The sequence below is a fragment of the Asticcacaulis sp. DW145 genome (genome assembly GCF_037101385.1).
Classification (GTDB): domain Bacteria; phylum Pseudomonadota; class Alphaproteobacteria; order Caulobacterales; family Caulobacteraceae; genus Asticcacaulis; species Asticcacaulis currens.
The window spans coordinates 1,728,164-1,754,475 of the sequence record NZ_AP029024.1 but is presented as its reverse complement, the minus strand read 5'-3'; the positions used below and the strand labels follow the sequence as shown (position 1 = coordinate 1,754,475).

General features: G+C 61.6%; 25 protein-coding genes. 9 read left to right on the top strand and 16 right to left on the bottom strand.

Annotated elements, in window-relative coordinates; genetic code table 11:
- Positions 1–172: 172 nt before the first annotated feature.
- Positions 173–1,690, bottom strand: coding sequence for an aldehyde dehydrogenase (gene adh / locus AACH73_RS08070; RefSeq protein ID WP_338734525.1), 1,518 nt, complete (start codon positions 1,688–1,690; stop codon positions 173–175).
- 239 nt (positions 1,691–1,929) lie between these two features.
- Here adh and AACH73_RS08065 point away from each other — a divergent pair, with 239 nt between their 5' ends.
- Positions 1,930–2,982, top strand: coding sequence for a helix-turn-helix domain-containing protein (locus AACH73_RS08065; RefSeq protein ID WP_272741374.1), 1,053 nt, complete (start codon positions 1,930–1,932; stop codon positions 2,980–2,982).
- On the opposite strand, the gene AACH73_RS08060 is transcribed toward AACH73_RS08065, so the two are convergent.
- From AACH73_RS08060 to miaA, 5 genes are all read right to left on the bottom strand, one after another.
- On the bottom strand, positions 2,964–3,809 hold the full coding sequence (locus AACH73_RS08060; RefSeq protein ID WP_338734524.1) for an MCP four helix bundle domain-containing protein: 846 nt from the start codon (positions 3,807–3,809) through the stop codon (positions 2,964–2,966). The two genes, AACH73_RS08065 and AACH73_RS08060, sit on opposite strands and share 19 nt — an antisense overlap.
- A gap of 270 nt (positions 3,810–4,079) precedes the next feature.
- Positions 4,080–5,891: an IlvD/Edd family dehydratase gene (locus AACH73_RS08055; RefSeq protein ID WP_338734523.1), complete on the bottom strand. Its 1,812-nt coding sequence runs from the start codon at positions 5,889–5,891 to the stop codon at positions 4,080–4,082.
- 27 nt (positions 5,892–5,918) lie between these two features.
- Complete coding sequence (locus AACH73_RS08050) at positions 5,919–7,070, bottom strand: aldose epimerase family protein (protein ID WP_338734522.1); 1,152 nt, start codon at positions 7,068–7,070, stop codon at positions 5,919–5,921.
- 229 nt (positions 7,071–7,299) lie between these two features.
- Positions 7,300–9,252 carry a prolyl oligopeptidase family serine peptidase gene (locus AACH73_RS08045; RefSeq protein WP_338734521.1) on the bottom strand — a complete coding sequence of 651 codons (1,953 nt, stop codon included), beginning with the start codon at positions 9,250–9,252 and terminating at the stop codon, positions 7,300–7,302.
- 117 nt (positions 9,253–9,369) lie between these two features.
- Positions 9,370–10,224, bottom strand: a complete 855-nt coding sequence (gene miaA, locus AACH73_RS08040; protein ID WP_338734519.1) for a tRNA (adenosine(37)-N6)-dimethylallyltransferase MiaA — start codon at positions 10,222–10,224, stop codon at positions 9,370–9,372.
- Positions 10,225–10,301: 77 nt separating this feature from the next.
- Between miaA and AACH73_RS08035 the strand changes: the two genes are divergently transcribed.
- From AACH73_RS08035 to AACH73_RS08025, 3 genes are read left to right on the top strand one after another with little or no spacing between them, the layout of a single operon-like run.
- Positions 10,302–11,408 carry an Mrp/NBP35 family ATP-binding protein gene (locus tag AACH73_RS08035; RefSeq protein WP_272741369.1) on the top strand — a complete coding sequence of 369 codons (1,107 nt, stop codon included), beginning with the start codon at positions 10,302–10,304 and terminating at the stop codon, positions 11,406–11,408.
- A gap of 55 nt (positions 11,409–11,463) precedes the next feature.
- Positions 11,464–11,778 carry a type II toxin-antitoxin system RelB/DinJ family antitoxin gene (locus AACH73_RS08030; RefSeq protein WP_272741368.1) on the top strand — a complete coding sequence of 105 codons (315 nt, stop codon included), beginning with the start codon at positions 11,464–11,466 and terminating at the stop codon, positions 11,776–11,778.
- On the top strand, positions 11,775–12,053 hold the full coding sequence (locus tag AACH73_RS08025) for a type II toxin-antitoxin system RelE/ParE family toxin (protein WP_272741367.1): 279 nt from the start codon (positions 11,775–11,777) through the stop codon (positions 12,051–12,053). Before AACH73_RS08030 ends, AACH73_RS08025 begins: the two co-directional genes overlap by 4 nt.
- Positions 12,054–12,072: 19 nt before the next feature.
- On the opposite strand, the gene AACH73_RS08020 is transcribed toward AACH73_RS08025, so the two are convergent.
- Positions 12,073–13,278, bottom strand: coding sequence for a heparan-alpha-glucosaminide N-acetyltransferase domain-containing protein (locus AACH73_RS08020; RefSeq protein ID WP_272741366.1), 1,206 nt, complete (start codon positions 13,276–13,278; stop codon positions 12,073–12,075).
- Between the two features lie 151 nt (positions 13,279–13,429).
- Here AACH73_RS08020 and AACH73_RS08015 point away from each other — a divergent pair, with 151 nt between their 5' ends.
- Positions 13,430–14,524: an NADH:flavin oxidoreductase gene (locus AACH73_RS08015; protein WP_272741365.1), complete on the top strand. Its 1,095-nt coding sequence runs from the start codon at positions 13,430–13,432 to the stop codon at positions 14,522–14,524.
- 246 nt (positions 14,525–14,770) lie between these two features.
- On the opposite strand, the gene AACH73_RS08010 is transcribed toward AACH73_RS08015, so the two are convergent.
- Both AACH73_RS08010 and AACH73_RS08005 read right to left on the bottom strand, forming a co-directional pair.
- Positions 14,771–15,292, bottom strand: coding sequence for a dihydrofolate reductase (locus AACH73_RS08010; protein WP_338734517.1), 522 nt, complete (start codon positions 15,290–15,292; stop codon positions 14,771–14,773).
- A gap of 153 nt (positions 15,293–15,445) precedes the next feature.
- Positions 15,446–16,252 carry a thymidylate synthase gene (locus AACH73_RS08005; protein ID WP_272741363.1) on the bottom strand — a complete coding sequence of 269 codons (807 nt, stop codon included), beginning with the start codon at positions 16,250–16,252 and terminating at the stop codon, positions 15,446–15,448.
- Positions 16,253–16,305: 53 nt separating this feature from the next.
- On the opposite strand from AACH73_RS08005, the gene ilvC reads away from it, so the two are divergent.
- Positions 16,306–17,310, top strand: coding sequence for a ketol-acid reductoisomerase (ilvC, locus tag AACH73_RS08000; protein WP_272741362.1), 1,005 nt, complete (start codon positions 16,306–16,308; stop codon positions 17,308–17,310).
- A gap of 124 nt (positions 17,311–17,434) precedes the next feature.
- Here the strand turns inward: ilvC and AACH73_RS07995 are convergent, their stop codons facing one another.
- From AACH73_RS07995 to argB, 6 genes are all read right to left on the bottom strand, one after another.
- Positions 17,435–17,878, bottom strand: a complete 444-nt coding sequence (locus AACH73_RS07995) for a hypothetical protein (RefSeq protein ID WP_272741361.1) — start codon at positions 17,876–17,878, stop codon at positions 17,435–17,437.
- Positions 17,879–17,925: 47 nt separating this feature from the next.
- Complete coding sequence (gene dapD, locus AACH73_RS07990; RefSeq protein WP_338734516.1) at positions 17,926–18,786, bottom strand: 2,3,4,5-tetrahydropyridine-2,6-dicarboxylate N-succinyltransferase; 861 nt, start codon at positions 18,784–18,786, stop codon at positions 17,926–17,928.
- Positions 18,787–18,883: 97 nt separating this feature from the next.
- On the bottom strand, positions 18,884–19,687 hold the full coding sequence (locus AACH73_RS07985; RefSeq protein ID WP_272741359.1) for a DUF2145 domain-containing protein: 804 nt from the start codon (positions 19,685–19,687) through the stop codon (positions 18,884–18,886).
- A 1-nt stretch (position 19,688) separates the two neighbouring features.
- Positions 19,689–20,030, bottom strand: a complete 342-nt coding sequence (locus AACH73_RS07980; protein WP_272741358.1) for a hypothetical protein — start codon at positions 20,028–20,030, stop codon at positions 19,689–19,691.
- 89 nt (positions 20,031–20,119) lie between these two features.
- The gene (locus tag AACH73_RS07975; RefSeq protein ID WP_338734515.1) at positions 20,120–20,770 is read right to left on the bottom strand and encodes a pyrimidine 5'-nucleotidase; all 651 of its coding nucleotides are present in this window, start codon (positions 20,768–20,770) and stop codon (positions 20,120–20,122) included.
- Between the two features lie 241 nt (positions 20,771–21,011).
- Positions 21,012–21,953 carry an acetylglutamate kinase gene (gene argB / locus AACH73_RS07970; RefSeq protein ID WP_272741356.1) on the bottom strand — a complete coding sequence of 314 codons (942 nt, stop codon included), beginning with the start codon at positions 21,951–21,953 and terminating at the stop codon, positions 21,012–21,014.
- 179 nt (positions 21,954–22,132) lie between these two features.
- Between argB and AACH73_RS07965 the strand changes: the two genes are divergently transcribed.
- The gene (locus tag AACH73_RS07965) at positions 22,133–22,549 is read left to right on the top strand and encodes a cupin domain-containing protein (protein WP_338734514.1); all 417 of its coding nucleotides are present in this window, start codon (positions 22,133–22,135) and stop codon (positions 22,547–22,549) included.
- Positions 22,550–22,665: 116 nt separating this feature from the next.
- A complete protein-coding gene (locus AACH73_RS07960) occupies positions 22,666–23,823 on the top strand; it encodes an ionic transporter y4hA (RefSeq protein ID WP_338734513.1) in 1,158 nt (385 codons plus the stop codon).
- A 269-nt stretch (positions 23,824–24,092) separates the two neighbouring features.
- Here the strand turns inward: AACH73_RS07960 and rpmE are convergent, their stop codons facing one another.
- Positions 24,093–24,317 carry a 50S ribosomal protein L31 gene (gene rpmE / locus AACH73_RS07955; protein WP_013479216.1) on the bottom strand — a complete coding sequence of 75 codons (225 nt, stop codon included), beginning with the start codon at positions 24,315–24,317 and terminating at the stop codon, positions 24,093–24,095.
- Positions 24,318–24,451: 134 nt separating this feature from the next.
- Between rpmE and AACH73_RS07950 the strand changes: the two genes are divergently transcribed.
- Positions 24,452–26,302, top strand: a complete 1,851-nt coding sequence (locus AACH73_RS07950) for an ABC transporter transmembrane domain-containing protein (RefSeq protein WP_272741353.1) — start codon at positions 24,452–24,454, stop codon at positions 26,300–26,302.
- Positions 26,303–26,312: the final 10 nt, after the last annotated feature.

Here is a 26,312-nt window from a genome sequence, read left to right as displayed (position 1 = left end):
CTGACACGTATGAGACAGTCTCGAGTTTTCAACGGCCGGATGCGGTCAGCATCTTCGGCCGTTGGTATGAGAAGCATGATGCGCCGCAGGGGGCCGTGCCGCCATGCGACGGATGGGCGCGCGTAAAAACAGCGCGGGGGCTTCAACACCCACCGCGCTTTTGCATTTCCGATCAGAAGAAGCCGAGCTTGGCCGGCTGATAGGAGACGAGAATATTCTTCGTCTGCTGATAGTGGTCGAGCATCATCTTGTGCGTTTCGCGCCCGATGCCCGACTGCTTGTAGCCACCAAAGGCGGCGTGGGCCGGGTAGGCGTGGTAGCAGTTGGTCCACACGCGGCCGGCTTCTATACCGCGACCGGCGCGATAGGCGGTATTCATGTCGCGGCTCCACACACCGGCACCCAGACCATAGATGGTGTCATTGGCGATTTCGATAGCCTCTTCCACCGTCTTGAAGGTGGTAACCGAAACGACGGGACCGAAGATTTCCTCCTGGAAGACGCGCATCTTGTTGTGGCCTTCGAAGATGGTCGGCTTGATATAGAAGCCGTCCTTCAGGTCGCCGGACAGATGGTTGGCTTCGCCGCCGGTCAGCACCTTGGCGCCTTCCGCCTTGCCGATATCGAGATATTTCTGGATCTTCTCGTACTGCTCCAGAGAAGCCTGAGCGCCGATCATCGTGCCCATGTTCAGCGGGTCGCCCTGCGTGATGGCTTCGACGCGCTTGATGGCCTTTTCCATAAACGTGTCATAGATCGACTCGTGGACCAGAGCCCGCGACGGACAGGTGCAGACCTCGCCCTGATTGAGAGCGAAGAAGGCAAAGCCTTCCAGCGCCTTGTCGAGGAAGGCGTCGTCTTCGTCCATCACATCGGCGAAGAAGACGTTGGGCGACTTGCCGCCCAGCTCCAGCGTGATGTTGGTCAGGTTGTCGGCGGCGGAGCGCATGATCTCCTTGCCGACGCCGGTCGAGCCGGTGAAGGCGATCTTGGCGATGCGCGGGCTTTTGGCCAGCGGCGCGCCCGCCTCGATGCCGGTGCCGTTGACGATGTTGAGAACGCCCGGCGGCAGCAGGTCGGCGATCAGTTCGGCGACGACAAGGATCGAGGCCGGGGTCTGTTCAGCGGGCTTCAGCACCACGCAGTTACCGGCGGCCAGAGCGGGGGCCAGCTTCCATGCCGCCATCAGGATGGGGAAGTTCCACGGGATGATCTGACCCACAACGCCCAGCGGCTCATGGAAATGATAGGCGACCGTGTCGTGGTCCAGTTCGCCGATCGAGCCTTCCTGCGCGCGGATGCAGCCGGCGAAATAGCGGAAATGGTCGATGGCCAGCGGAATGTCGGCGGCGGTGGTTTCGCGCAGCGGCTTGCCATTGTCCCAGGTTTCGGCCTCGGCGACGAGGCTGAGATTGGCTTCGAGGCGGTCGGCGATCTTCAGAAGGATGTTGGAGCGCTCGGTCACCGAGGTGCGGCCCCAGGCTGATTTGACCTTGTGGGCCGCATCCAGCGCGCGCTCGATGTCCTGCGCGTCGGAGCGCGGCACTTCGCACAGCTTCTGACCGTTTACCGGGGAGATATTGTCCATGTAACGGCCATTGACCGGTTCGACCCATTCCCCGCCGATAAAGTTGCCGTAGCGGGTTTTGAAGGGTGTGGCGGCGGTGAGATCGCGTTCATGCTTGGTCATGCGAGTTGTCCTTATCTGGTGTTAACCCCTGAGGCACCCAGCCTGCGCCCCAGCGAAGGCCTGTCGCAAGCACGGACAAACATGATGCGCCGCAGCATCACGCGCATTGTGAAACCCCGCCAATCCCCGCTGTCGCAGGCTGCGTCACAGGTGTCGAATATGTCGCATTTTGCGACAGATGACAGATGCCCAAAGCGGGCGCATAATGCCTGCAACGAACGATAATGCGGCAGGAAACCATGACCACCGATCCGATCCGCGTCGAGGCGGCGCGCAAGGCCTTCTTCGAGAAGCACAGCCTGCCCGTGGATCAGGTAGGACACGCCATACTGCGCTCGTGGATACGCTGCGCCGATATGGGGCTGAACGCCGCCGCTGATCCGCGCACCGAAGCCCCTTCGACCAGCGATGTGCGCCTGCTGCATGAAAAGCACGAGGCTTTGCGTCGTATCTCGCGCCCGGAACTGGACGCCCTGCACGCCGAGGCACGCGAGCTTTCCGGCATCGTTATCCTGACCAATGCGCGCGGCGAAATCCTCGATGCCGTCGGCGATCCGGGCTTTGCGGGCAAGGCGGCGGAGGTGGCGTTGCGGCCCGGCGTTTTGTGGAGCGAGGACGGTACCGGCACCAATGCGATCGGCACCGCTATTGCCGAGCGCCGCCCGGTGGCCGTCAATGGCGCCGAGCACTATTTTCAGGCGCACCGCGTGTTAAGCTGCGCCGCGACTCCGATTATCGACCCGCGCGGCGCGGTGCTGGGGGTGCTCGACCTCTCGACCCCTGCCCATATGCAGGGCGGTCATATGCTGGGTCTGATGCGGCTGGCGGTCGAACAGATCGAACACCGCCTGTTCCGCGAAGGCTTCGAGTCGTGCCAGACCCTACGTTTCCATAGCGATTCCAGCCTGCTGGGGGCAGCGCGGGAAGGTATTCTGGTCTTCCGTGACGGGGTGGTGGTCGCCGCCAATCGCCGTGGCCTGTCGTTGACCGGGCGTAACTGGGACGATCTCGACAGCCTGCGCTTTGACGACCTGTTTGATGCCGGGGGCTTGCGGCCCGGCGCGCTGCACCTGCGCGACCACGAAGGGCGGCTCTATCATGCCCGCTGGGAGGAAGACGGGACGGCTCCGGCGTTAGCCCCACTGACCGAGGGGCGGCTGGACGATGTGGAGACGGCGGCCATCCGGCGCGCGCTTGAAGCGCATGGCGGCAATGTCAGCGCGGCGGCGCGGGCACTGGGTATCCACCGTTCGACCATTTACCGTAAATCGGGTCAGTCCAGTATCAGCTGACGGGCTTCCAGCGCTTGCAGGCGTTCGGCCTCACGCTGAGCCTCGACGATCTTTTCCGCCTCGATAGCGTGGGCCTTGAGCCGGGCGATGGCGCGCCACAGTTCGGCCACCTCTCCCTTGTCGTCGGTCTCTTCCGGCACCGGTGTATCGAGCTTGCCTTCCGACAGGCTGATGATGGTTCCGGCAACGTGGCGCAAGGGGCGCGTGATAAAGTGCATGATGGCGACTGCCGACAGACACAGTATGCCCGCAATCGACACCAGCGCCATGATCAGAAACGTCCGGCCGCGCTGTTCCGAAAAAGCCGCCGCCTCGGCCTGGGTCTGCGCCAGATCCTTGTGCGCTTCGGCCACCAGTGTGTCGAGTGTCTGCTGAAGACGGATGCGGTCTTCGCGCCCGGCCTTGCCCAGCGCCGTTACCTGCGCGATCTTGCCCTCATCGGTCAGCCTGACCATGTCACGGCGTTTGGTGAGGAAGTCACGGACCGCCGGTTCGATTTCGGCGTAGCGGGCGCGCTCCTCCGGGTCTTTTGACTGCCGCCACTCGTTCAGCAATCCGTCCAGTTCATCGAGATTGTGCGACAGGCGATCGCTAAACACCCTGGCCTCAGCCGTGTCCTGCGACAGGTAGATGCCGCGCGACTCCATCACGACATTGCTGACCATGTGATTGATGCGTTCGATGTCGTAAGCGTGTTCGTAGGCGGCCCCGTACTCGGTCATCATCGTCTTGTAGCGTTGCAGCGACACCAGGGCGAGACCGGTGATGAGCAGGGCCATGATACCGAACGAGCCGATCAGGGCCATCAGACGCAAACGAATGGACATAGGAAAGCACCCGCAAACACAGAACGCGATTGCCTCATGTGTACAGGATTAAGTGTAAAGATCGTGTTTACTGGAATTATTTCACTTGATACGGAGGCGCTATATTATTTTTTGCGGTAATATAGTGTATATAAAATCATCACGGATACGATTTTGGACCGTTAAAACACTTGTGAGTATAAGGCTAAATCGTAATCAGCCGTGTGCCGATATGAAAAACCGCCGGAGGCGCGGCCTCCTGCGGTGAATCAAGCCGTAGCAGACGTGGGTTTAGTGATTGTCTCGCGGCACACCGGCCCCGACCTGAGCGATGCGCTGATACTTGACGGCGGTTTCGAGGACCATGCCCGACCCCATCTGACCGACGACGCTGCGTTGCAGTTCCTGCCACGGCGTCTGGTGCGCCGGATACTGGAAGCCACCGGCGGCCTCAAGCGCGGCGCGGCGCTCGGCGATTTCCGCGTCAGAGATCAGGACATTGACCGTATTGTCGTTGAGATCGACGCGCACCTGATCGCCCGTTTGCAGGATGGCGAGGTTGCCGCCCGCCGCCGCTTCGGGAGAGGCGTTGAGGATGGAGGGCGAACCCGACGTACCCGACTGACGGCCATCGCCGATGCAGGCCAGCGAGGTGACGCCGCGCTTCAACAGGTAGTTGGGGGCGCGCATATTGACGACTTCGGCGGCACCCGGATAGCCGATGGGGCCAGCACCGCGCATGAACAGGATGCAGTGCTCGTCGATGTTCAGCGATTCGTCGTCGATGCGGTGGTGATAGTCTTCCGGGCCGTCGAAGACGATGGCGCGACCGGTAAAGGCGTTGGGCGAGGCCGGATCGGACAGATAGCGCTCACGGAATTCGGGGCTGATGACCGAGACCTTCATGACCGCCGAGTCGAACAGATTGCCCGACAGGACGCGGAACCCGGCGGCCAGCTTCAGCGGTTGCTCGAACGGGCGGATGACGCGCTCGTCCTCGATGACCGCATCTCGGCAGTTTTCGCCAATGGTCTTGCCGTTGGCGGTGATGGCGTTTTCATGGATCAGGCCGTGCTTGATCAACTGACCCACCACGGCGGGGACGCCGCCGGCATGGTGATAGTCTTCGCCCAGATATTCGCCGGCCGGCATCAGGTTGACCAGCAGCGGCACCTCTTCGCCATACTGCTGCCATTCCTCGATCTTCAGGTCCACGCCGATATGACGGGCCAGCGCATTGAGGTGGATGGGGGCATTGGTCGAACCACCAATGGCCGAATTGACGCGGATGGCGTTGATAAAGGCTTCCTTGGTCAGGATGTCCGACGGCTTCAGGTCTTCGTGGACCATATCGACGATACGCTTGCCCGTGCGGTAGGCGCATTCCTGACGGTCGCGGTGCGGGGCCGGGATGGCCGCCGAGTAGGGGAGCTGCATCCCCAGCGCTTCCGCCAGGCTGTTCATGGTCGTCGCTGTGCCCATGGTGTTGCAGTAGCCGGTAGAAGGCGCCGAAGAGGCCACCAGCTTGATAAAGCCCTGATAGTCGATTTCCCCGGCGGCCAGCAGTTCGCGGGCCTTCCACACGATGGTGCCGGAACCGGTGCGCTCACCCTTGTACCAGCCGTTGAGCATGGGGCCGACCGACAGGGCGATGGCCGGGATATTGACGGTGGCGGCGGCCATCAGGCAGGCCGGGGTCGTCTTGTCGCAGCCGATGGTGAGGACCACGCCGTCCAGCGGATAGCCATAGATGACTTCGACCAGGCCGATATAGGCGAGGTTGCGGTCAAGGCCTGCCGTCGGGCGCTTACCCGTTTCCTGAATGGGGTGGACGGGGAATTCGATAGGGATGCCGCCTGCTTCGATAATGCCGTCACGGATACGCTTGGCCAGCTCAAGGTGATGGCGGTTGCACGGGCTGAGGTCGGACCCGGTCTGGGCGATGCCGATGATCGGCTTGTCCGACTGCAACTCCTCCAGCGACAGGCCGAAATTCATGTAACGCTCAAGGTAGAGCGCCGTCATGTCGGCGTTTTCAGGATTGTCGAACCAGGCGCGCGAACGGAGCTTGGTCTTGGAACGGGAGAGGTTGCGGTCGGACATCGGTGTGGGGATTCTTTACTTCTTGGATTACTTGGCGACGAAGAGGTGGTGAACCGTCGTCTGGGTGTAGGTTTCGCCGGGGTTCAGACGGGTGGTCGGGAACTGCGGCTGGTTGGGGCTGTCAGGGAAGTGCTGGGCTTCGAAGGCCACGGCGTCGCCCATGCGGGTGACTTGACCGTTGCGGCCCGGAACCTTCCCGTCGAGAAAGTTACCGGTGTACATCTGAATGCCCGGCTCGGTGGTCAGGATCTTCAGGCCGCGGCCCGACTTGGCGTCGATCAGCGTGACGGCCTGTTTCGGAGTCTTGGTCACGCCGCCGCGCAGGACATAGTTGTGGTCGATGCCGAGGCCGATCAGGATTTGCGGATCACGGGCATCGCGCACCCGTTCATTGATTACCGCCGGCTTGGTGAAATCGAACGGCGTGCCCTTGACCGGGGCGATATTGCCGAAGGGGATGGCGGTTTCATTGGTGGGCAGATAACCATCTGATTCCAGTTGAAGCGAGGCTTCGAGCGCCGAGCGGCCGGAACCCACACCCGCCAGATTGAACAGGGCATGGTTGGTCAGGTTGACGATGGTCGGCTTGTCCGTCGTCGCCTTGTAGCGGATGGTCAGATCGTTGTTTTCATTGAGGCTATAGGTCACCTCGATCTTCATGGTGCCGGGATAGCCCTCTTCGCCATCCGCCGAGGTGTAGGTGAAGGTGGCCGAAGCCTCGCCCGTCTTGCCGCCGCTCTTGACCGAAGCCAGGGTCCAGTTGACCTTGTCAAAGCCTTTCAGGCCGCCGTGCAGGTGGTTGCCATTATTGTTGGTGGCCAGCGTATAGGTCTTGTCATCCAGGGTAAACTTGCCCTTGGCGATGCGGTTGGCGTAGCGGCCGACGGTCACCCCCAGATATTGCGGGGTTTCGACATAGCCCTTCAGGTCGTCATAGCCGATGGTGATTTCGGCGGCCTTGCCATTGCGGTCGGGCGCCCACAGCGATTGCAGGGTCGCGCCGTAGGTGATGACCTTGGCGGAAACGCCCCTGGCGTTTTTCAGCACCACGGCCTTGACCTCGCTGCCGTCAGACAGCTTGCCGAAGGTTTCGCTGGTGGCCGTAGCGGCCTGCGCGGCATTGACGCCCATCAGCGTCAGAACAAGCGCTGCGAGCGCAGACGAATTGCGGAGAGTCATGGCGTCAGGCCTTTCCCATCAAGGAGCTGTTTGCGTTTCCCATAGTCATGTGGCAGCGGTTCGCGCCGATGCCGTAACAGCCTGATTAAACCCTGCCTTTTAGTCAGACAATAGGCAAATGAGGTTTTTTAATTATATGATAAAATGGCGGAAGGCAAGAGATGTCGATCCCGCTATCTGGTTCTGAGCACAGCCGTGATTAGGGTCCAAACCTGATCGGGTTTGGACCCTAGGCCGGATTATACTTGCTAAGAAAGCTCAGCACGCTCTCTACGGTTTGCAAGCGGGCGGCTTCGTTGAGCCACAGGCGGTCCTGGTCGCGGATTTTAACCGTTTCATAAACCTTAGCCGCCGATTTGAGCGCGCTTTCCATATCCCGAATCTGAGCGGGTGGCACTTGCGAGTCTTTTTCGAGTTGCATCAGCAGCACTGGGGCCTGAATACGGCTGACCAATCTTACAGGTGAAATGGCGCGCAGATTCGTGGCTTCGCCAAGTGACCGGCGCAGGTACTGACCGGCGTATCTTTCACGCCCGCCCTTGCTTATGTCGATATAGTTGCGCCAGGCCTCAAGGTCATAGATACCGCTGATCCCGATAGCACACCGATAGACGTCGGGTTCAAGCGCCACACTGGCCAGCGCAGCGTAACCGCTGAAAGGACCGGTCCCCAGGATAGAGGCACGGCGTGCATCAATCAGGCCTTTTTCACCCAATTGTTTGACGCTATCCGACAGGTCGCTGAGGATGCGGCGGCCCCATTCGCCATAGCCGCGCCGTACAAGGCCCATACCATAGCCGGATGAGCCGCGATAATTGACCTGGAGCACCGCATAACCCCGTGAGGTAAGTACCGTTACCAGAGGATCGAACCACAGGTCGTCGCGCGAGTGCGGCCCCTCATGCGGCAGGACGATGACTGCGGGTGCCTTGGCTCCTTTTGCGGGCAGGCTGAGGTAGGTGTCGAGCGTAAGCCCGTCTGCGGTCGCAACCTTTACCGCTTGCTTTTCGCTCAGGTGTGCGGCGTTAAGGTGCGGATGTCGTTCGCCGATCGCCACCACTTCGGCGGTGGTGAAGTCCGCAAAATAGTAGGTGCCGGCGTCGTCTGCCCCTTCGACATAGAGCAGCAGTTTGCGCGGGTCTTCAGCCCAATCGACAATGCGATAGCGATAGCCCTGCATGGCCTTGGCGGCATTGAAGCCGACCTTTTGCAGGACCGGATCGAAAAAGTCGTAACGCGTCGTGTCTTCGTCATAGCGGATGCCGACCATCTGACGGGTGACGGGGTGTAGGACCATCGAAGGTTTGCGACCATTGAGAGCAACGGGTGACTGCGTGCCGTCCGGGCGCAATTCGATCCAGCGTGCTTCGGCTTCTCCCTGCGGGTCTTCGCCCAGATCGATAATAACACCCAGTCCATCATGCGACAGGCCTAGCAAACGGGGCACATTCAGCACCGGGACCTTCTGGGAGAGCACCTCTTTCCAGTCGCCGTTTATGTTAAATTTCAAGCTAAACAGGTTGCTGGTGAATATGTAATCAGCGCGGGCCACGGCGCTGCCGTCGCCTCTGAAGGCCCATCCTATGCCCCATTCGCTACGATCAATCTGGATCGGAAACCCATTGACCAAGTCGATCCGGTTGAGCACGAGGTGAGCAAATCCGGCCAGTGTTTGCGTTGTTCCCCCATTTGTCAGCGACTCTATCGTGGCCGGGCCGGCCATAATGGTTTTCTGTGCCTGCACGGAAGCAAGTGAGTAGCCGCCGGAGGTTTTGATACGCACCGCTGAGGCACCGGCGGTAGAATAACCGGCCTGTCTTTCATAAAGCAGGGTATTTTTTCCGCTGCGTGTATCAACCGTGATGATCTGATCGAGGTCGGAATAAAGCCCGGAACCGGTTTGCGTCGTGCGGCAGATATTGACCATGACGTGCGTATCGCTGGCCCAGCTCACCGAGCGCACATCGAAATCCCCCAGAACCAGACGACGCGATGTCTTGTCTTTCAGGGTATGAACGGCGACGATTTTTGTTTTACCCGAGCGCATGAGGAGGGCGATCTGCGTGCCGTCCGGTGACAGGGCGACATCATACATGTCCGGATCACCGATCACATCCTTAAGCGCGGGCCAGACGTCCGAAGCTCTGCCGGGGCGGCTAATCAGGGCCGCAAGGGCAGACACGGTGGCGCCGATCAAAAGGTGTCTGCGGTTTGTTGGCATAGTATGTCCCCCCATTGGATCGCTTGCAATCTATTGGAGAGGTAAGCGGTTAGGAAGAGGGAATATGTGAAATTCTGTTTACGGAAACTGATTGCCGAAAAAGGTCGTCTGGCGCTTGGCGTAGTTGCGGGTCTTCTGTTTGGCCAGATTGCGGGCCTCATCCAGCGTCATTTCGCCCTTCAGATGCGCCCAAAGCTCCGGCAGGCCCAGCACACGCAGAATGGGCCAATCGGCGTGCAGGCCGGCGTCCATCAGGGCGCGCACCTCGTCTAGTGCGCCGTGCGCGATCATCTGGTCAAAGCGCTGGTCGCAGCGGGCATAGAGCCCGTCGCGGTCGGGTTTGAGGATGTCGAAGCGATAGCTGCCCGGCGGCAGGAGGGGGTGGGTATCGGTCTGCCAGTCGCTCAAGGCGCGTCCGGTCTGCCACACCACCTCCAGCGCGCGGCACAGGCGCTGGCGATCATGGGGGGCCAGACGCGCCTCCGTGACCGGGTCGAGCTGGCGCAAGGTGTCGCGCACAAAGTCTTCCCCCTGTTCGTCATAGGTGGCGCGGGCACGCTCACGCACCTCAGACTCGATTTCCGGGATTTCGGCCAGTCCGCGCACCAGAGTGAGGAAATAGAGCCCGGTGCCGCCGACGATACACAGGGGCGTTTCGCCTGTCTGTGCGGCAGTAATAAAGGGCAGGGCGGCGCGCAGCCAGTCACCGGTGGACCACTGCTGATCCGGGGGCAAAAAACCATACAGCTCGTGCCGGGCCTGCGCGCTCTCCGCCGCATCCGGGCGTGCCGTCAGCCGCGGCACATCGGCATAGAGTTGCATCGAATCGGCATTGAGGATCACCCCGCCGGTCTTTGCCGCCCAATCCAGCGCGCGCGCCGTCTTACCCGAAGCGGTCGGGCCGCCCAGCAACAGAATGTGAGGGTCTGGCATCGGCAGGGTCTGCAAAAGGGGTTGTGTCGTTCCTATTTCCGCCTATACGGCCCTGAAGACCCAGCGGAAAGACAAATATGCCCGATCTCGACAAACAGCAGGTACTCGACGCGCTCAATACGGTCATCGACCCGGTGAGCGGGCAGGGGCTGGCCAAGGTCGGGCTGGTGCGCGGCCTGACCGTATCGGGCACGCGCGCGGGCTTCATGCTGGAGGTGCCGGCGGCGCAGGTCGAACGCTATGCACCGGTGCGCGAGGCTGCCGAGGCCGTGCTGGCGGCCCTGCCCGGCATCGAAAAGGCGCAGGTCGTTCTGACCGCCGAAGTGGCCGAACCGCACACGCCGCGTCCCGGTCCGCAGGCCAAGCTGTCGCCGCAGGCCGCCGATCAGGGCAAGCCGAAGGCCCCGGTCGCCACGACCCGCCCGGACCATGTCAGGTACGTCGTTGTGGTCGGTTCCGGCAAGGGCGGGGTGGGCAAGTCCACCGTCTCGCTCAATCTGGCGCTGGGGCTGAAGGCGCTGGGGCTGAATGTCGGCTGGCTGGATGCCGACATCTACGGGCCGTCGGGTCCGGTCATGCTGGGGCTCAACACGCCGCCGTCGTTCAGCGCTGACAAGAAGATGCTCCCGCCGGTCGCCTTTAGCCTGAAGGTCAATTCGGTCGGCTTTCTGGTCGATGCCGATCAGGCGATGATCTGGCGCGGGCCGATGGCGTCGCAGGCCCTGACGCAGTTGCTGACCCAGACGCAATGGGGCACGGCGGAAACCCCCCTCGATGTGCTGATCGTCGATCTGCCGCCGGGGACGGGCGATGTGCAACTGACCCTGACGCAAAAGACGCTGATCGACGGAGCGGTGGTGGTCTCGACGCCGCAGGACATGGCGCTGATCGACGCGCGCCGCGCCGTGACCCTGTTCGACAAGACGCAGATACCGGTGCTAGGTATCATCGAGAACATGGCCTATTTCGTCGGCGCCGACGGTACGCCGATCGAGATCTTCGGCCGCGGCGGCGCGCAAAAGATGGCGCAGACGCTGAAACGGCCGTTTCTGGGCGAAGTGCCGCTCGATCCGGCCTTACGTCAGGCAGCCGACCGCGCCACGCCGCTGCGCGATGGCCCGATGGCGGAACGGTTTGCGGAAATGGCCAGGGCGTTGTGGGGTGATCTGAACTCACGTTCCTGATGGCTGGTGTTTGTCGTTCAAATGAAGTACACTGCCTTTGAGAGGCAGGTGTGCAATGGCGGCAAGCGAAGTGGTGCAGGCGCGCGTTGACGGCGCGATCAAGGAACGGGCCGGGGCTGTGCTCAGCCAGATGGGGCTGACGGTTTCTGACGCCGTGCGTATTCTGTTGACGCGCATTGCCAATGAAGGGGCCTTGCCCGCCGGGCTGACCGTCGATCCGCAAAGCTATGACGCCTGGCTTCGTGATAAGGTCCGCGAAGCCATGGACGACCCCCGACCGCCTGTTTCCCATGCGGACGCCCACGCCCGCATGGCGGATATCAAGGCTCAGGCTCAGGTTCTGGCGCGCCGCGATGCGAAGGGCCAATGATCATTCAGTGGTCGGCATCGGCCCTTGATGACCGTATCCAAACGTTTCAGTTTATTGCCGATGACAGTGTAACGGCGGCCGCGAGGGTCGATGAGGCCATAGAGGCGGCGGCGGAACATCTGGCGGATTTTCCGGACAGCGGCAGACCGGGGCGTGCTCCGAAGACACGCGAATGGGTGCTGAACGGCCTGCCTTATCTGCTGATCTACAGCGTGGAAGGCCAAAGTCTCACTATCTGGCGCGTCTTGCATAACTCACGGCTGTGGCCGGAATAGACGTCCTGCAAGTCGGATTTCAGAGGTAGGACAGCCACCAGTCCTTGCGGCGCTGCTTCATCGCTGACCAGTAGTGGCACAACGGATAGAGCAGGCACAGTGTGATTACCCAGCACAGATAGGTCACCCACAGGGGCAAAAAGCTGTCGTCGGGGGCGGCGGCCGGGTTGAAAAAGGCGATGGCCAGCGGGTTGAACTGCGTCGCCAGGCTTTGACCCGCGATCATGTGAGCGGCCATAGACACAAGGTGCATGATGTAAAGGTGGCCCAGATAGGCCATCATCGGCACCGAGCCGAAAGTGCGCAGAATGGAGGCGACCTTTCCCGGCAGACGATCCAGACCGGGCGTCAGCAGGAAGACGATCCCCAGAGTCGCGGCTGTGTAGAGTAGCGACGGTGGGTATTTCGCCACATTGAAAAAGTCCATCAGGGTGTGCGCGGGCAAAGCCTGCACGGCCCAGGGGCGCGGGTCGCCGTACAGATTGCTGAGCCGCAGCAGGACAAAGCCAATGAACAGCCCAAGCCCGCACAGGGTCAGAATGCGATTGCGGTCGGGCTTAAGAAAGACATCTCCCATGCCATAGCCTAAGGCAATGACGCCTATCCACGGCAGCACCGGATAGAGCAGCAGGATGTCGAAACCGGCGAATTTGAAGATGTTGACCTGAAACAGGAAATGCCACAGCCCGCCGAACAGACCCAACGGATCGGCATTGATGCCGTCCGCCAGATCATGCAGCCCGATTATGGCTATCCCGATGGCGAGGACGGCCCGACGCGGCAGCCAGACCAGAGCCGAAAGCGCGATCATCGACCAGCCAATCGCCCACAATATGGCCAGAAACAGCGGCATGGGCAGGGCGAAGGACCAGCCGAAGCCGACCACCGTGACTTCAAGGACGATCAGCCATAGGCCCCGCGTCAGCAGAAAGCCCGACAGAGCCGCGCCGCTCTTGCCACGCACATTTTGCAGCCACGCCGACACGCCGGCCAGAAAGATAAAGGTCGGGGCACACAGGTGCGTCACCCAGCGCGTCAGATACAGGATGGTATTGGTCTGCTGAAAATCGAGCGGGTTGATCTTGAAGCCGCTGATGTGGGTGTAGTCGCGCACATGGTCGAGCACCATGATCACGATGATCAGACCGCGCAGTATGTCGATGGTCGCCAGCCGTTGGCCGGAAGCGCTCACCGGCTGCGCCACGGATGCGTCGGTTCCTGTCATGGCCTGCCCCCGCCATAAGGTTGACATATTTGACGTAACGCTAACCCAGAGTTTGCGGCGTGCAAACGTTTATTTTCAGACGGTCGGTGCTTGCGCCGGTTGAAGACGTAACCATATCCGGTGCGGTTACTTTTTTAAGCGGAGCCCCCATATGTCGCTCGACACTCTTTTCTCCCCCTTTGACCTGAAGTCGCTGAAGCTGAAAAACCGCGTGGTCATGGCCCCCATGACGCGGGAGTTTTCGCCGGGCGGTATCCCGACCGCGGATGTCGCCGCCTATTATCAGCGGCGCGCCGAGGGCGGGGTCGGGCTGCTTCTGACCGAGGGCACGGTGATCGAGCGTCCGGCTTCCAAGAATGAGGCCGGTATCCCCAACTTCTTCGGTGACGCCCTTCCGGCCTGGGGCAAGGTGGTCGAAGCGGTCCACGCCAAGGGCGGGCTGATCGCGCCGCAAATCTGGCACACCGGTGCGGCGGCGTCGCGCAGCAGCGACTATGATCCTCAGCCGAAGCAGAGCCCGTCGGGTATTGCGCTCGACGGCTCGCAAAAGTGGGAACCGATGAGCGATGCCGACGTGGCCGACACCATTGCCGCCTTTGCGCGCGCCGCCGGTGACGCCAAGAAGCTGGGTTTCGATGCGGTGGAACTGCACGGCGCGCACGGCTATCTGATCGACGAATTTTTCTGGGACCGCACCAATAAGCGCGGCGATCAGTGGGGCGGCGATACGATCGGCGCGCGCACTAAATTTGCCGCCGAAATCATCAAGGCCGTGCGCGCCGAGGTCGGGGCCGACTACCCGCTGATTATCCGCATTTCGCAGTTCAAAGGCGGGGTCTATGACGCCAAGGTCACCCACACGCCGCAGGAGCTGGAAGACTGGGTGCGCCCGTTGCTCGATGCCGGGGTGGATATCATCCACGCCTCGCAACGCCGCTTCTGGGAGCCGGAATTTGAAGGCTCGGACCTCAACTTCGCCGGCTGGGTCAAGAAGCTGACCGGGGCCCCGGTGATCACGGTGGGCAGCGTCGGTCTGGCCGAAGACTTCATCAACTTCTTCGGCGGGGCGCAGGCCAATCCTCAGGGGATTGACGAACTGCTGCGCCGCCTGGAGCGCGGGGACTTCGATCTGGTGGCTGTGGGCCGCGCGCTGCTGGCCGATCCGCAGTGGCTCAACAAGGTCCGCGCCGGGCAACTTGAGGACGTCAAGGCGTTCGACCGCTCGGCACTGGCCTCGCTTGTCTAACGCTGTCTACTCCCCCAGTTTACTGGGGGAGGTGGCACGCCGAAGGCGTGACGGAGGGGGGCGTTTCTAAAGCCCCCACCACCGCATCTCACTCACAAGAGCGCATTTCGTTCATTCTGAATCGAAATGTCGCTCTAAATTCCTGTTTTGTCGCGTTTTTTCACGCTCAACCGGTATCCACTTGAGCGAATAACGCTCTAGGTTCGCTCGTGCGGTCCCCCTCCCCAGTAAACTGGGGAGGTATAATTAGATGCGTTTCCGCTCATAGACCTTGAGTGTGAAGTCATAATCGTCGCCCTCAGCCTTCGGGCAGAATTCCGACTTCACCTCGCTCCAGTGTGCCGGGTCGATCTGCGGAAAGTGTGCGTCGCCCTCCAGCGTCGTGTGTACCTCGGTCACGTAGAGACGGTCGGCCTTCGGCAGGGTCTGTTCGTAAATATTGGCCCCGCCGATCACCACCACCTCATCGGCTCCGTCGTCAGCGGCTTGTTCGCGGGCAATATCAAGCGCTTCAAATAGTGAATTGCAGACGATGCCGCCCTCGGCCTCGAACTTCAGATCACGCGAGCAGACGAGGTTCAACCGCCCCGGAAGCGGCTTGCGCGGCAGCGAGTCCCAGGTGTTCGAGCCCATGATGATGGGTTTGAACTGGGTGATGGCCTTGAAAATCTTCAGGTCGGATTTCAGATGCCAGGGCAGGGCGTTGTCGCGCCCGATGACGCGGTTTTCGCTCATGGCGACGATAAGGGCGAGTTTGGGCTTGGGCATTCTGTTTTTCCTCCTCCCCTGCGAGCGGGGGAGGTGTCGAGCAAGCGAAGCGCGTCGAGACGGAGGGGGGAAAACGAAAGGGCTATGCCCTTTCCGTCGCGGACCTTGCTACGCAAGCGCCGCGCCACCTCCCCCGCTACGCAGGGGAGGAGATTACACCGCCACTGGCGCCTTCAACGCCCCGTGCGATTGGTAACCGATCAGTTCGATATCGGCATAGTCGAAGCCGAACAGGTCGGTCTTGGGAGCCAGTTTCAGCGTCGGGAAGGGCAGCGGATCGCGCGACAACTGGGTGTGCGCTTGCTCAAAATGGTTCAGATAGAGGTGCACGTCGCCGAAGCTGTGCACGAAGTCACCAACCTCAAGACCCACGGCTTGCGCCACCATGTGCGTAAGCAGCGCGTAGGAGGCGATATTGAACGGCACGCCCAGAAACACATCGGCCGAGCGCTGATAAAGCTGACACGACAGCTTGCCGTCCGCCACGAAGAACTGGAACAGGCAGTGGCACGGCGGCAGGGCCATGTCCTCGACCTCTGAGGGGTTCCACGCCGAAATGACGTGACGACGTGAATGGGGATTGGTTTTCAGGTTTTCGATCAGTTGGCGCATCTGATCAATCACCCGTCCGTCCGGTGCCGCCCATGAGCGCCACTGCTTGCCATAGACGGGGCCTAGGTCGCCGTTTTCGTCGGCCCATTCGTCCCAGATGCTGACGCCGTGATCCTTGAGGTACTTGATATTGGTATCGCCGCGCAGAAACCACAAAAGCTCGACCGCCACCGACTTGAAGTGCACCTTCTTGGTGGTCAGCAGCGGAAAGCCCTGCGACAGATCGAAACGGATCTGACGGCCGAACACGCCTCTGGTCCCCGTGCCCGTGCGGTCCATGCGCGTCACGCCATTGGCCATGATGTCGCGCACCAGATCGAGATACTGATATTCAGGGTGTCGGGACATGGGACGCTGCTCTATAGGGAGGGGACGATTCTCATTCCGGAGTATAGCCCGTCATGACTCTGCCCGTCTATTATGATCGCGACTGCGACCTGGCTGTGATCCGCGGTAAGCGCCTTTTGGTCATCGGCTATGGTTCGCAAGGCCGCACGCAGGCGCTGAATGCCCGCGATTCTGGCGTATCGGACATCCGTGTGGCGCTGAAACCCGGATCGGCCACCCGCGACAAGGCCGCCGCCGATGGGTTTGAGGTGGTGACGGTCGAAGAAGGCGTGCAATGGGCGGAAGCGATCGTCGTCCTGACCTCGGACGAAGCGCATCAGGCCCTGTTCCGCGATCAGGTGGGGCCGAACCTGCGGGCCGGTCAGGCGCTGATCTTTGCGCATGGGCTGTCGGTCAATTTCGGGCTGGTGAAGCCGCCGGCCGATGTCGATGTGCTCCTGGTCTCGCCCAAGGGGATCGGGCCGCGCATCCGCGACATCTATGAGGCGGGCGAGGGGGTCTTCTGCCTGTTTGCCGTGCAGCAGGACGCCACCGGTGAGGCCAAGGCCATCGGCCTGTCGTTTGCGGCGGCGCTCGGTTGCGGGCGTAAGGGCATTTTAGAGACCACCATGAAGGCCGAATGCGAAAGCGACCTGTTCGGTGAGCAGGTGGTCCTGTGTGGCGGTACGCGCGAACTGGTCACCACTGCGTTTGAGACTCTGGTGGCGGCGGGCTATCCGCGCGAGGTGGCGTGGTTTGAAACCTGCTACGAGCTGAAGCTGGTGGTCGATTTGCTGTGGGAGCGCGGCATGTCCGGCGGTTTTGAGAAGATTTCCAACACCGCCGAATACGGGGCCTATCTGACCGGCCCGCGCATTATCGGCGATGCCTCAAAAGCGGCTATGGATGCGGTGCTGAAGGACGTGCAGTCGGGCGATTTCGTCCGCGCCCTGATGGCGGATTATGATGCTGGCGCGGTCGATCTGAAACGCCGCCGCGCGGTACTGGCTGACAATGCGCTGGATCAGACCAAGCGTTATCTGGACGGGGTGGCGGCCGCCGCGAACGACAATGGCTGATTTAGATCGGTATGACTTTTAATGGAATCGTCATTCAAGCACCTCCCCTGATTTGGCTTCACCGAACTTCGTTTCAGGGGAGGCGCCAAAGCGATAAGCCGTTTCCACCTAAAATCGTCTCGCTCTAATCTCGGTTAGGTTTTGGACATACGCTCTGACTGGCGAGGGCGTGTTCCTGCGCACTGACGCGGCCATCGCGGTTGCAGTCCCAAACCCGGAATTGAAAGCGGATATCGGGAAAGTCGTCGCCAGAATCCCAGAATCCAGATGGGGCAAACTCCGCTTTCATCTCCTCGATACACTGATTACGGAACCTGCGGATCGTTTCGGGGTCTTTGGAGACGTCGTCGTAGCAGGTGCCGTCCACCCATTCGAGCGAAGCGACACGTCCATCATGATCGCGGTCGAAATGTCTGAGCGTCAGAGGCCAGCGTCCTTTTGCGTATTCGCTCAAGGTCAGGACGCCGTCCTTATTTTGATCGTAGGCGATAAACTCGGGCAGAGGATGGGTTACGGCGGACGGCACAGGCACCTGAACCGTCTCACCGGCCTGTGCGCTGCTGCTCACAGCTAGCAACGTCAGGCAAAATACCCTCACCCCCCGGCCGTACATACCTAATCCCGCAGCAGTTCGTTAATGCCGGTCTTTGAGCGCGTCTGGGCATCGACGCGCTTGACGATGACGGCGCAATAGAGGTGCGGGGCGTTCGGGTTTTTGTCATTGGCCGAGGGCATGGAGCCCGCCACCACCACCGAATAGGGCGGGACTTCGCCGTAAAAGACTTCGCCGGTGGCGCGATCGACGATGCGCGTCGATTGACCCAGATAGACGCCCATGCCCAGCACCGAGCCTTCGCGCACGATGACGCCTTCGACCACTTCGGAGCGCGCCCCGATGAAGCAATTGTCTTCGATAATGGTCGGGTTGGCCTGAAGCGGCTCAAGCACGCCGCCGATACCGACGCCGCCCGACAGGTGCACGTGCTTGCCGATCTGGGCGCAGGAGCCGACCGTGGCCCAGGTATCGACCATGGTGCATTCGCCGACATAGGCGCCGATGTTCACAAACGACGGCATCAGCACGACATTCTTACCCACAAAGGCACCGTGGCGGACGATAGCGCCTGGCACCGAGCGGAAACCGGCGTCCTGATAGTCTTCGGCCTTCCAGGTGGCGAACTTGTTGGGCACCTTGTCCCAGAAAGGACCGATAGGTGCCTGTTCAAACAGGCCACGCCCCGTGTGCATCAGGTGGTTGCCATTTAGGCGGAAAGAGAGCAGCACGGCTTTTTTCAGCCACTGATGCGTGACCCATTCGCCGTCGATCTTTTCGGCGACGCGGAAGCGGCCATTGTCGATCAGGCCCAGCGCCTTTTCCACCGCATCGCGCACCGGACCGGTGGTGGACGGCGACAGGGTGTCGCGGATTTCCCAGGCGGCTTCGATATCGTCGTGGAAGGCGGCGAGGTCGGACATGGCGGCTCTCATAAGGTCTGTCTAAGAAGGAATGACAGGGCCTTAAGACCTATGATCCTTCGGATCAAGGTTTCTTTTCGCTCACGCTTAGGCGCGGTCAGGGCGTGCGCCGGATCACATACGCCTCTGTGGCCAACTTATGTTTGAGCATAAACGCCGACAGGCTCTCATAGGTGGCGGTACGGATCGCGCCGGGGTGGTCGTCCGTGCGCAGGCGCGCATCGGCCATCGGCCCCAGCGTGCGTTGCAGGAAACCGGCCTTGACCGTGGTCGGTTCAAACCAGCGCGTCAGATTGGCCTTGATCTGCGGGTAGGAGTCGGTCTCCCACGCCGCCGCCGCGACAACATCCAGCACAAATTCGACGCAGTTCTGGTACTTCGCCTCCAGCGGATTGGACACCAGCGAATAGTCGCTGATGTGCAGGTGCGCATAGGCGGGCGTGCCGATCAGCGCCCGCAGCCGCCGCTGCATTACCGGCGTTGGCAGGATCACTCCGACATCGTCTTCGGCTGAGACGCCGGCGAAATTGAGCGGAAAGTCCTGCTTCAGATAGGATTGGCTGACCGGCAGGGTCTTTCCGTCGCCGTGATAGAGATTATAGACCGCATAGCCCTGAAGGTGGCGTCCGTCGGCGGTGGTGATGTCGCTGTGGACCCAGAAGGCCCCATGCGTATAGGCGATGCCGGGCGGCAGCTTGTCATGCGGACGGCTGGTGCGAAAGACGATGGCCACCCGCGCGCCTTTGGCCGCCAGATCCTGCTCGATCTGTTTGGCGAAGGCGGCGGCTTCCGGCGGGCTGAAATGCGGTTTGGCGTTGGCGGCGCTGTCGCCGGATTCGTTGCCCGCCCACGCGCCGGTAGGCAGGAGCAGGGATACGGCTAGCAGCGCCGCCCGCCACACCTTACTGCGCCTTCTTCTGGAGTTTTTCGGCCTCGTTTGGAACCTTCGGCGCGTCCTGCGCCACCACGGTTTCGGGGCTGACCTTCAGGGGCTTGTTGGCTTCGTCCCAGACGGCCTCGCCGGAATCGCGGATCGCCGCACCGGTGCTTTCGGCCGAGGCCCCCACGGCGACGAAGGGCAGGGCGGCGCTGCCGGCCACCACCATCACGCCGGCACCGGACAACTGGGCGGTGGCTTCGACGGAATGGGCCGCGGCCTTGGAGGTGTTTTCAAGGCTGTCCTGCGCGGCAGCGGGCAGGGCAAGGGCAGACGCGAACAGGATAAGGGCAATCGGTTTGAACATGACCATGATCTCCGTGACACGCCTGTGAACGGCGTTCATTGAACGTAGTTCAAGAGCATCAGCCCGTCAATCGAAATATTGAACATCGTTCATTCTGCAAGGAAGGCTTTCAGAGACGCCGCCCGGATATGCACGAACGCATCGGCATTGGCTTCGGCGTGCGGGCCGACGAGAATGGTGGTCATGCCCAGTTCGTGCGCGGGCTTGAGGTTCTTCGGGCTGTCTTCGAAGAAGGCGGTTTCAGGTCCGGTCACCGCGTGCTTTTGCATCATGCGGTGAAAGGTGGCCAGATTGGGCTTGGGGATCAGGTCCGCATGGCCCAGATGAAACACGTCCTCGAACAGAGGGGTCATCTCCAGCTTGTCAAGGATGCGATAGGCGTGCTGTTCGTCGCCATTGGTGAAGACCAGCTTGCGGCCGGGCAGGGCGGTGATGGCGGCATTCAGGGTCGCGTCGGGGACAAGGCCGTCCAGCGACACATCATGCACCTCATTCATAAAGGCATAGGGGTCGATGTCGTGATAGGCCATTAGCCCGGCGAGCGTCGTCCCGTGCTCATAGAGGTATTTTTTCTGGAGCGTTTTCGCCTCTTCGCGCGGCAGGCCCGTCTGGCGCATGACGAAATCGGTCATGCGGCCTTCGACCAGTGCCATGACCTCAGCTTCGGGCGGATAGAGGGTGTTGTCGAGATCGAACAGCCAGGTGGAAACGTGCGGGAGGTTTTGAACATGCGGGCTCATGCCGCCTGTTTCGGCGTTTTCGTTCGCCGTTTCAAGCCCCTTCTCCTCCCTGTGCCGCAGGCATGGGGAGGTGGCGCGCCGAAGACGTGACGGAGGGGGCGACTCAGACGAAGGGACGGAATGGGCCTCTATGACAGCTCTGCTGAGTCGCCAGCGCGGGGGATAAAGACGGAGTCATCCCCCTCCGTCTGCTCGCACGCTCGCATCCACCTCCCCATTGCGTCGCAACAGGGAGGAGGGGTTACGCATCCCGCGTGATCAGCGTGCCCGCGCCGTGCTCGGTAAACAGCTCGACCAGCATGGCGTGCGGGCGGCGGCCATCGAGGATGACCACGGCCTCCACGCCGGCGTCGATGGCGGCAATGGCGGTTTCGAGCTTCGGGATCATGCCGCCGACGGCAACGCCGGTTTCGATCAGGTCCTTGGCTTCCGACACCGTCATCTGACGGATCAGGCGCTTTTCACCGTCCAGCACGCCGGCAATATCGGTCAGCAGCAACATGCGCTTGGCGTTCATCTTGCCCGCCACGGCCCCGGCTACGGTGTCGGCATTGATGTTGTAGGTCGCGCCGTCTTCGGCCACGCCGATGGGGGCGATGACCGGCACATAGTCGTGCTCCAGATCGCCGATCAGGGTGCGCAGCAGCTTGTCGTCCACGCGCTTGGGCTCACCCACAAAACCCAGATCGACCACCTGTTCGATCATCGAATCCGGGTCTTTTTTCAGGCGCGTCGCCTTTTCGACGGTGATCAGGCTGGCGTCCTTGCCCGACAGGCCGACGCCGCGCACATCGGCTTCCTGACCGGCGCGCGTGATCCACGAGGCGATTTCCTTGTTCACCGCGCCCGACAGCACCATTTCGGCGATTTCCATGGTCGCTTCGTCGGTGACGCGCAGGCCGTCGATAAAGGTCGATTTGACGCCTGCCCGACCCAGCATGGCTGAAATCTGCGGCCCGCCGCCGTGCACCACGATCGGATGGATGCCCAGCAGTTTCAGCAGCACGATGTCCGAGGCGAAGATGCGCGCCGTTTCTTCCTGACCCATGGCGTGACCGCCGTACTTCACCACGACGATTTCGCGGTCGTAGATCTGGATAAAGGGCAGGGCTTCGGCCAGGGTTTTGGCCGTGGCCCAGCCGTTTTCTTCGATGGTTTCGGTCGTGGCGGTCTGAATGATCATTTCAGGAAGGATTACCTCGGGTTACACCTGACGGCGTATCAGCAAAAGGTGACAGTACGATGAGCGCGCGCATTACAGGATATGCGGCGGCGTGTCATTATCGTTTTATGCCTGAATCGTTTTATGCCTGATGCGCCGCAAAATTAAGGTTAAGCTGAGGGCTGCAAAGGAGAAGCGCCATGACCGACGCTCAGGCTATCATCGCCGAATTGCGGATGCAGGCGCACCCGGAAGGCGGGCACTATGTCGAAACCTTCCGCGATAACCCTTCAGGCGGGCGCGGGGCGTCGTCGTGCATCTATTACCTGCTTCAGGTGGGGGAGCGTTCGCACTGGCATCGCATAGATGCCGTCGAGGTCTGGCACTACTATGCCGGTGCGCCGCTGAAGCTCCGCCTGCATCACGAGGGGCGGGGATGGGAGGTGGTGTTGGGGCCGGATGTGCTGAGCGGGCAAAGGCCGCAGGGTGTGGTGCCGGTCGGCGGCTGGCAAAGCGCAGAGAGCCTTGGGGACTGGACTCTGGTCGGATGCACGGTCGCGCCGGGCTTCGATTTTGCCGGATTTGAAATGGCCCCGCCGGGCTGGGAACCGGGATAAACCGCACAAATCGCTTCCGTCCGGGTTTGAAACGGTGACCGGGCACCCTATGTCTGAAACGAGGCCTGTCGATCCGTCCGGGCCATCCCTTCGCCACACAGGAGCTACGCGACCGAATGCCAGAAACGCCCCCCGAAAGCCATAAGGATACGCCTACCCCTTCGTCGGCAGAGAGTGCCATGCTGCATACCCCCGCACACGCGGTTCTGCCCTTATGGACGCTGGTCGTACCGTTTCTGGGGATGGGGGCCTATCTGGCGCACCTGTCCTATCTGGGGCTGGCGGGCGTGATCGGGGCGGCGGTCATCATGATGGGCTGCGTTCTGGCCGCCGTGCACCATGCCGAAGTCGTGGCGCACCGTGTAGGGGAGCCGTTCGGCACGCTGGTTCTGGCCATTGCCGTGACGATTATCGAGGTGTCGCTGATCGTGTCGCTGATGCTGTCGGGGTCAGGCGATACGGCGACTCTGGCCCGCGACACGGTGTTTGCGGCGATCATGATCATCATGAACGGTATTGTCGGCATCTGTCTGTTGGTCGGCGGCGTGCGCCATCACGAGCAGCGCTTTGTGCTCAAAGGCGTCAGCTCCGCCCTGTGCGTGCTGGCGGCCATGGCCTCCCTGTCGCTGGTCCTGCCGAACTTCACCTCCTCTGTGCCGGGGCCGTTCTTTTCGCCGTCGCAACTGATCTTCGTCGCCGTGGTGTCGCTGATCCTCTATGGTGCCTTTGTGCTGGTGCAGACTTTGCGCCATCGCGACTACTTCCTGCCGTCGGGCGAGGGCGACCTGAAACCCGACGTCCATGCCGAGCCGCCGACGCTCAAAGAGACCCTGATCGCCTTTGGCGTGCTGATCGTGGCGCTGGCCGGGGTGGTGCTGCTGGCCAAGAGCCTATCGCCGCATATCGAAAAGGCGGTGGTGGGCGCCGGCCTGCCGCTGGCGGTGGTGGGGGTGCTGATCGCCGCCCTTGTGCTGGCCCCCGAAAGCCTGTCGGCCATCAAGGCGGCGCGCCGCAACCGTCTTCAGACCAGCCTCAACCTCGCTTTGGGCTCGGCGCTGGCGACCATCGGCCTGACCATACCGGCGGTAGCGGTCTTAAGCGTCGTCATGGGCTGGCCGCTGTCGCTGGGGCTCGATACCAAGTCGATGGTCCTGCTGCTGCTGTCGTTCGTGGTGTCGATCTTTTCGCTCGGCACCGGGCGCACCACCGTGTTGCAGGGCGTGACGCATCTGGTGATCTTCGCCACCTATCTGTTCGTGACCGTGGTGCCGTAAGCATCCGTCTCCCAGTGTGCAGGAAGAGAAGGTATCCACAGATGACACAGATTGCACAGATGGGCGCTTCGCGCCCCGAATTAATCCAGATAAAGCCGCCGTTAGACGCTCTTGATCTGTGAAATCTGTGAAATCTGTGGTTTTTAACCCGGGTTGAATGTGCCTGTCATCGACTTCACTTGGCTCTCCCGCTTTGCAGGGAGAGGGGCAACGAAAAACCGGCCCAGTTGCCTGAGCCGGTTTTGAAACTTTCAACGAAGTTTCGAGGCTTACTTCTTAAGGAAACCGCCGAACTTGTTGTTGAAGCGCGACACGCGGCCGGCGCGGTCGAGCAGGGTGTTCTGACCACCGGTCCACGCCGGGTGTGTGCGGGGGTCGATGTCGAGGTTCAGGACAGCGCCTTCCTTGCCGTAGGTCGAGCGGGTCTGATAGGACGAACCGTCGGTCAGGGTAACCGTGATCCAGTGATAGTCGGGGTGACCGTCTTTTTTCATCTCTATTAAGTCCTTAAAAACGTCCGGCCAGCAGGGATGCGGACGCGAAGAAAGGGTGAAGCTGTTACAGCGAAGCGCGGCTCATAGCGTAAGCGGCGTTGCGGCGCAAGCCATAACGCATTAAAGGCGGGTTTATGACCGCACAGACACCCCCGCACAGCGACGCCGACGCCCTCAATGACCGCCCCGGATCGGGGGCTGAACTGGTAGGGCAGATCACCTCCGCCGCGGCCGGGCGTGAAAAGACGCGCAACCTCAAGCCCTTACTGCGGCTTTGGCCCTATATTGCACGGCTGAAGCTCGATGCGGTCTTAGCCATCTTCTTTCTGCTGTTGTCCTCCGGTGCCACCCTGTCGCTGACGGTCGCCTCGCGCTACCTGATCGACAACGGCTTTGGCTCTCAGGATGGGTCGCAACTGAACCTGTGGTTCGGGGTGATGGCCGGAGTGGCGCTGGTGCTGGCTCTGGCGACTGCCTTGCGCTACTTCTACATCACCAAGCTGGGCGAGCGGGTGGTGGCCAATCTGCGCAAGGATGTGTTCAACCACATTCTGGGCCTCGATCCCGGTTTCTTCCTGAAAATCCGCACGGGCGAGGTCATTTCACGCCTGACCACCGATCTTCAGATCGTCGATACCCTGGTTTCGACCTCGATCTCCATGGCGCTGCGCAATGGTATTTCGTTTGTCGGCGGCCTGATCCTGCTGATGTTCGTCAGCCCCAAACTGACCCTGTTCGTACTGTGTATCTTCCCGGTGGTGCTGGTGCCGCTGTTCACCTTTGGCAAGCGGGTGGGGCAGTTGACGCGCCAGACGCAGGACAGCTTTGCTGCCGCCGTCGGCACGGCGGGTGAGACGCTGGACGCGCTGGAAACCGTGCAGGCCTTTGTGCGCGAAGACTATGCACGCGGCCGCTTTGGCGACGGTGTGGAAACGGCGTTTCGCCAGTCGCTGAAACGCATGGGGGCGCGGGCCCTGATGACGGCGCTGGTCATTTCACTGGTCTTTGGCGGCATTGCCTTTGTGCTGTGGCTGGGCTCGCGCGCCGTTCTGGCCGGAGAGATGTCGGAAGGGACGCTGATTCAGTTTGTCATGCTGTCGGTGCTGGTGGCCGGATCGGTCGGCTCTTTGTCGGAAACCTGGGGCGATGTGCAAAAGGCCGCCGGGGCCATGACGCGCATCGACGAGCTGCTCACGGCGCAGCCGACCATCGTTGCGCCCGCCAACCCGCTGCCTCTGCCGGAACCAGCGCGCGGAGCGGTGGTGTTTGATCAGGTCGATTTTGCTTATCCGGCACGCCCGGAACAGCCGGTCCTGAGCGGCTTTTCGCTGAGCGTGCAGCCCGGTGAGACGGTGGCTCTGGTCGGTCCGTCGGGGGCGGGGAAATCGACCGTGTTCAAGTTGCTGCTGCGCTATTACGAGCCCACGACCGGGACGATTGCGCTCGATGGCGTCGATATCGCCAAAGCCGACCCCAAGGCGGTCCGCCGCTGCCTGTCGCTGGTGGCGCAGGACGCCGCCCTGTTCTCGACCTCGCCCGCCGAGAATATCCGCTTCGGCCGCGAGGACGCGACGCCCGAAGAGATACAGACGGCGGCGATGAAGGCGCAGGCGCAGGCCTTTATCGAGGCCCTGCCGCAGGGCTTCGACACGCCTCTGGGGGAGCGCGCCAAGTCGCTGTCCGGCGGGCAGAAGCAACGCCTGTCGATTGCGCGGGCGCTGGTGCGTCAGGCCCCGGTGCTGCTGCTCGATGAGGCGACCTCGGCACTCGATGCCGAAAACGAGCGGCTGGTGCAGGATGCGCTGAACGAGGCGATGAGCGAACGCACGACGCTGGTTATCGCCCACCGGCTGGCCACGGTGCTCAAGGCAGACCGCATCGTGGTGATGGACGAAGGCCGCGTGGTCGAGCAGGGAACGCATGATGAGCTGGTGGCGCAGGGCGGATTGTATGCCCGTTTAGCTGAATTGCAATTCGGGGCCTGAGGCGCCTCGC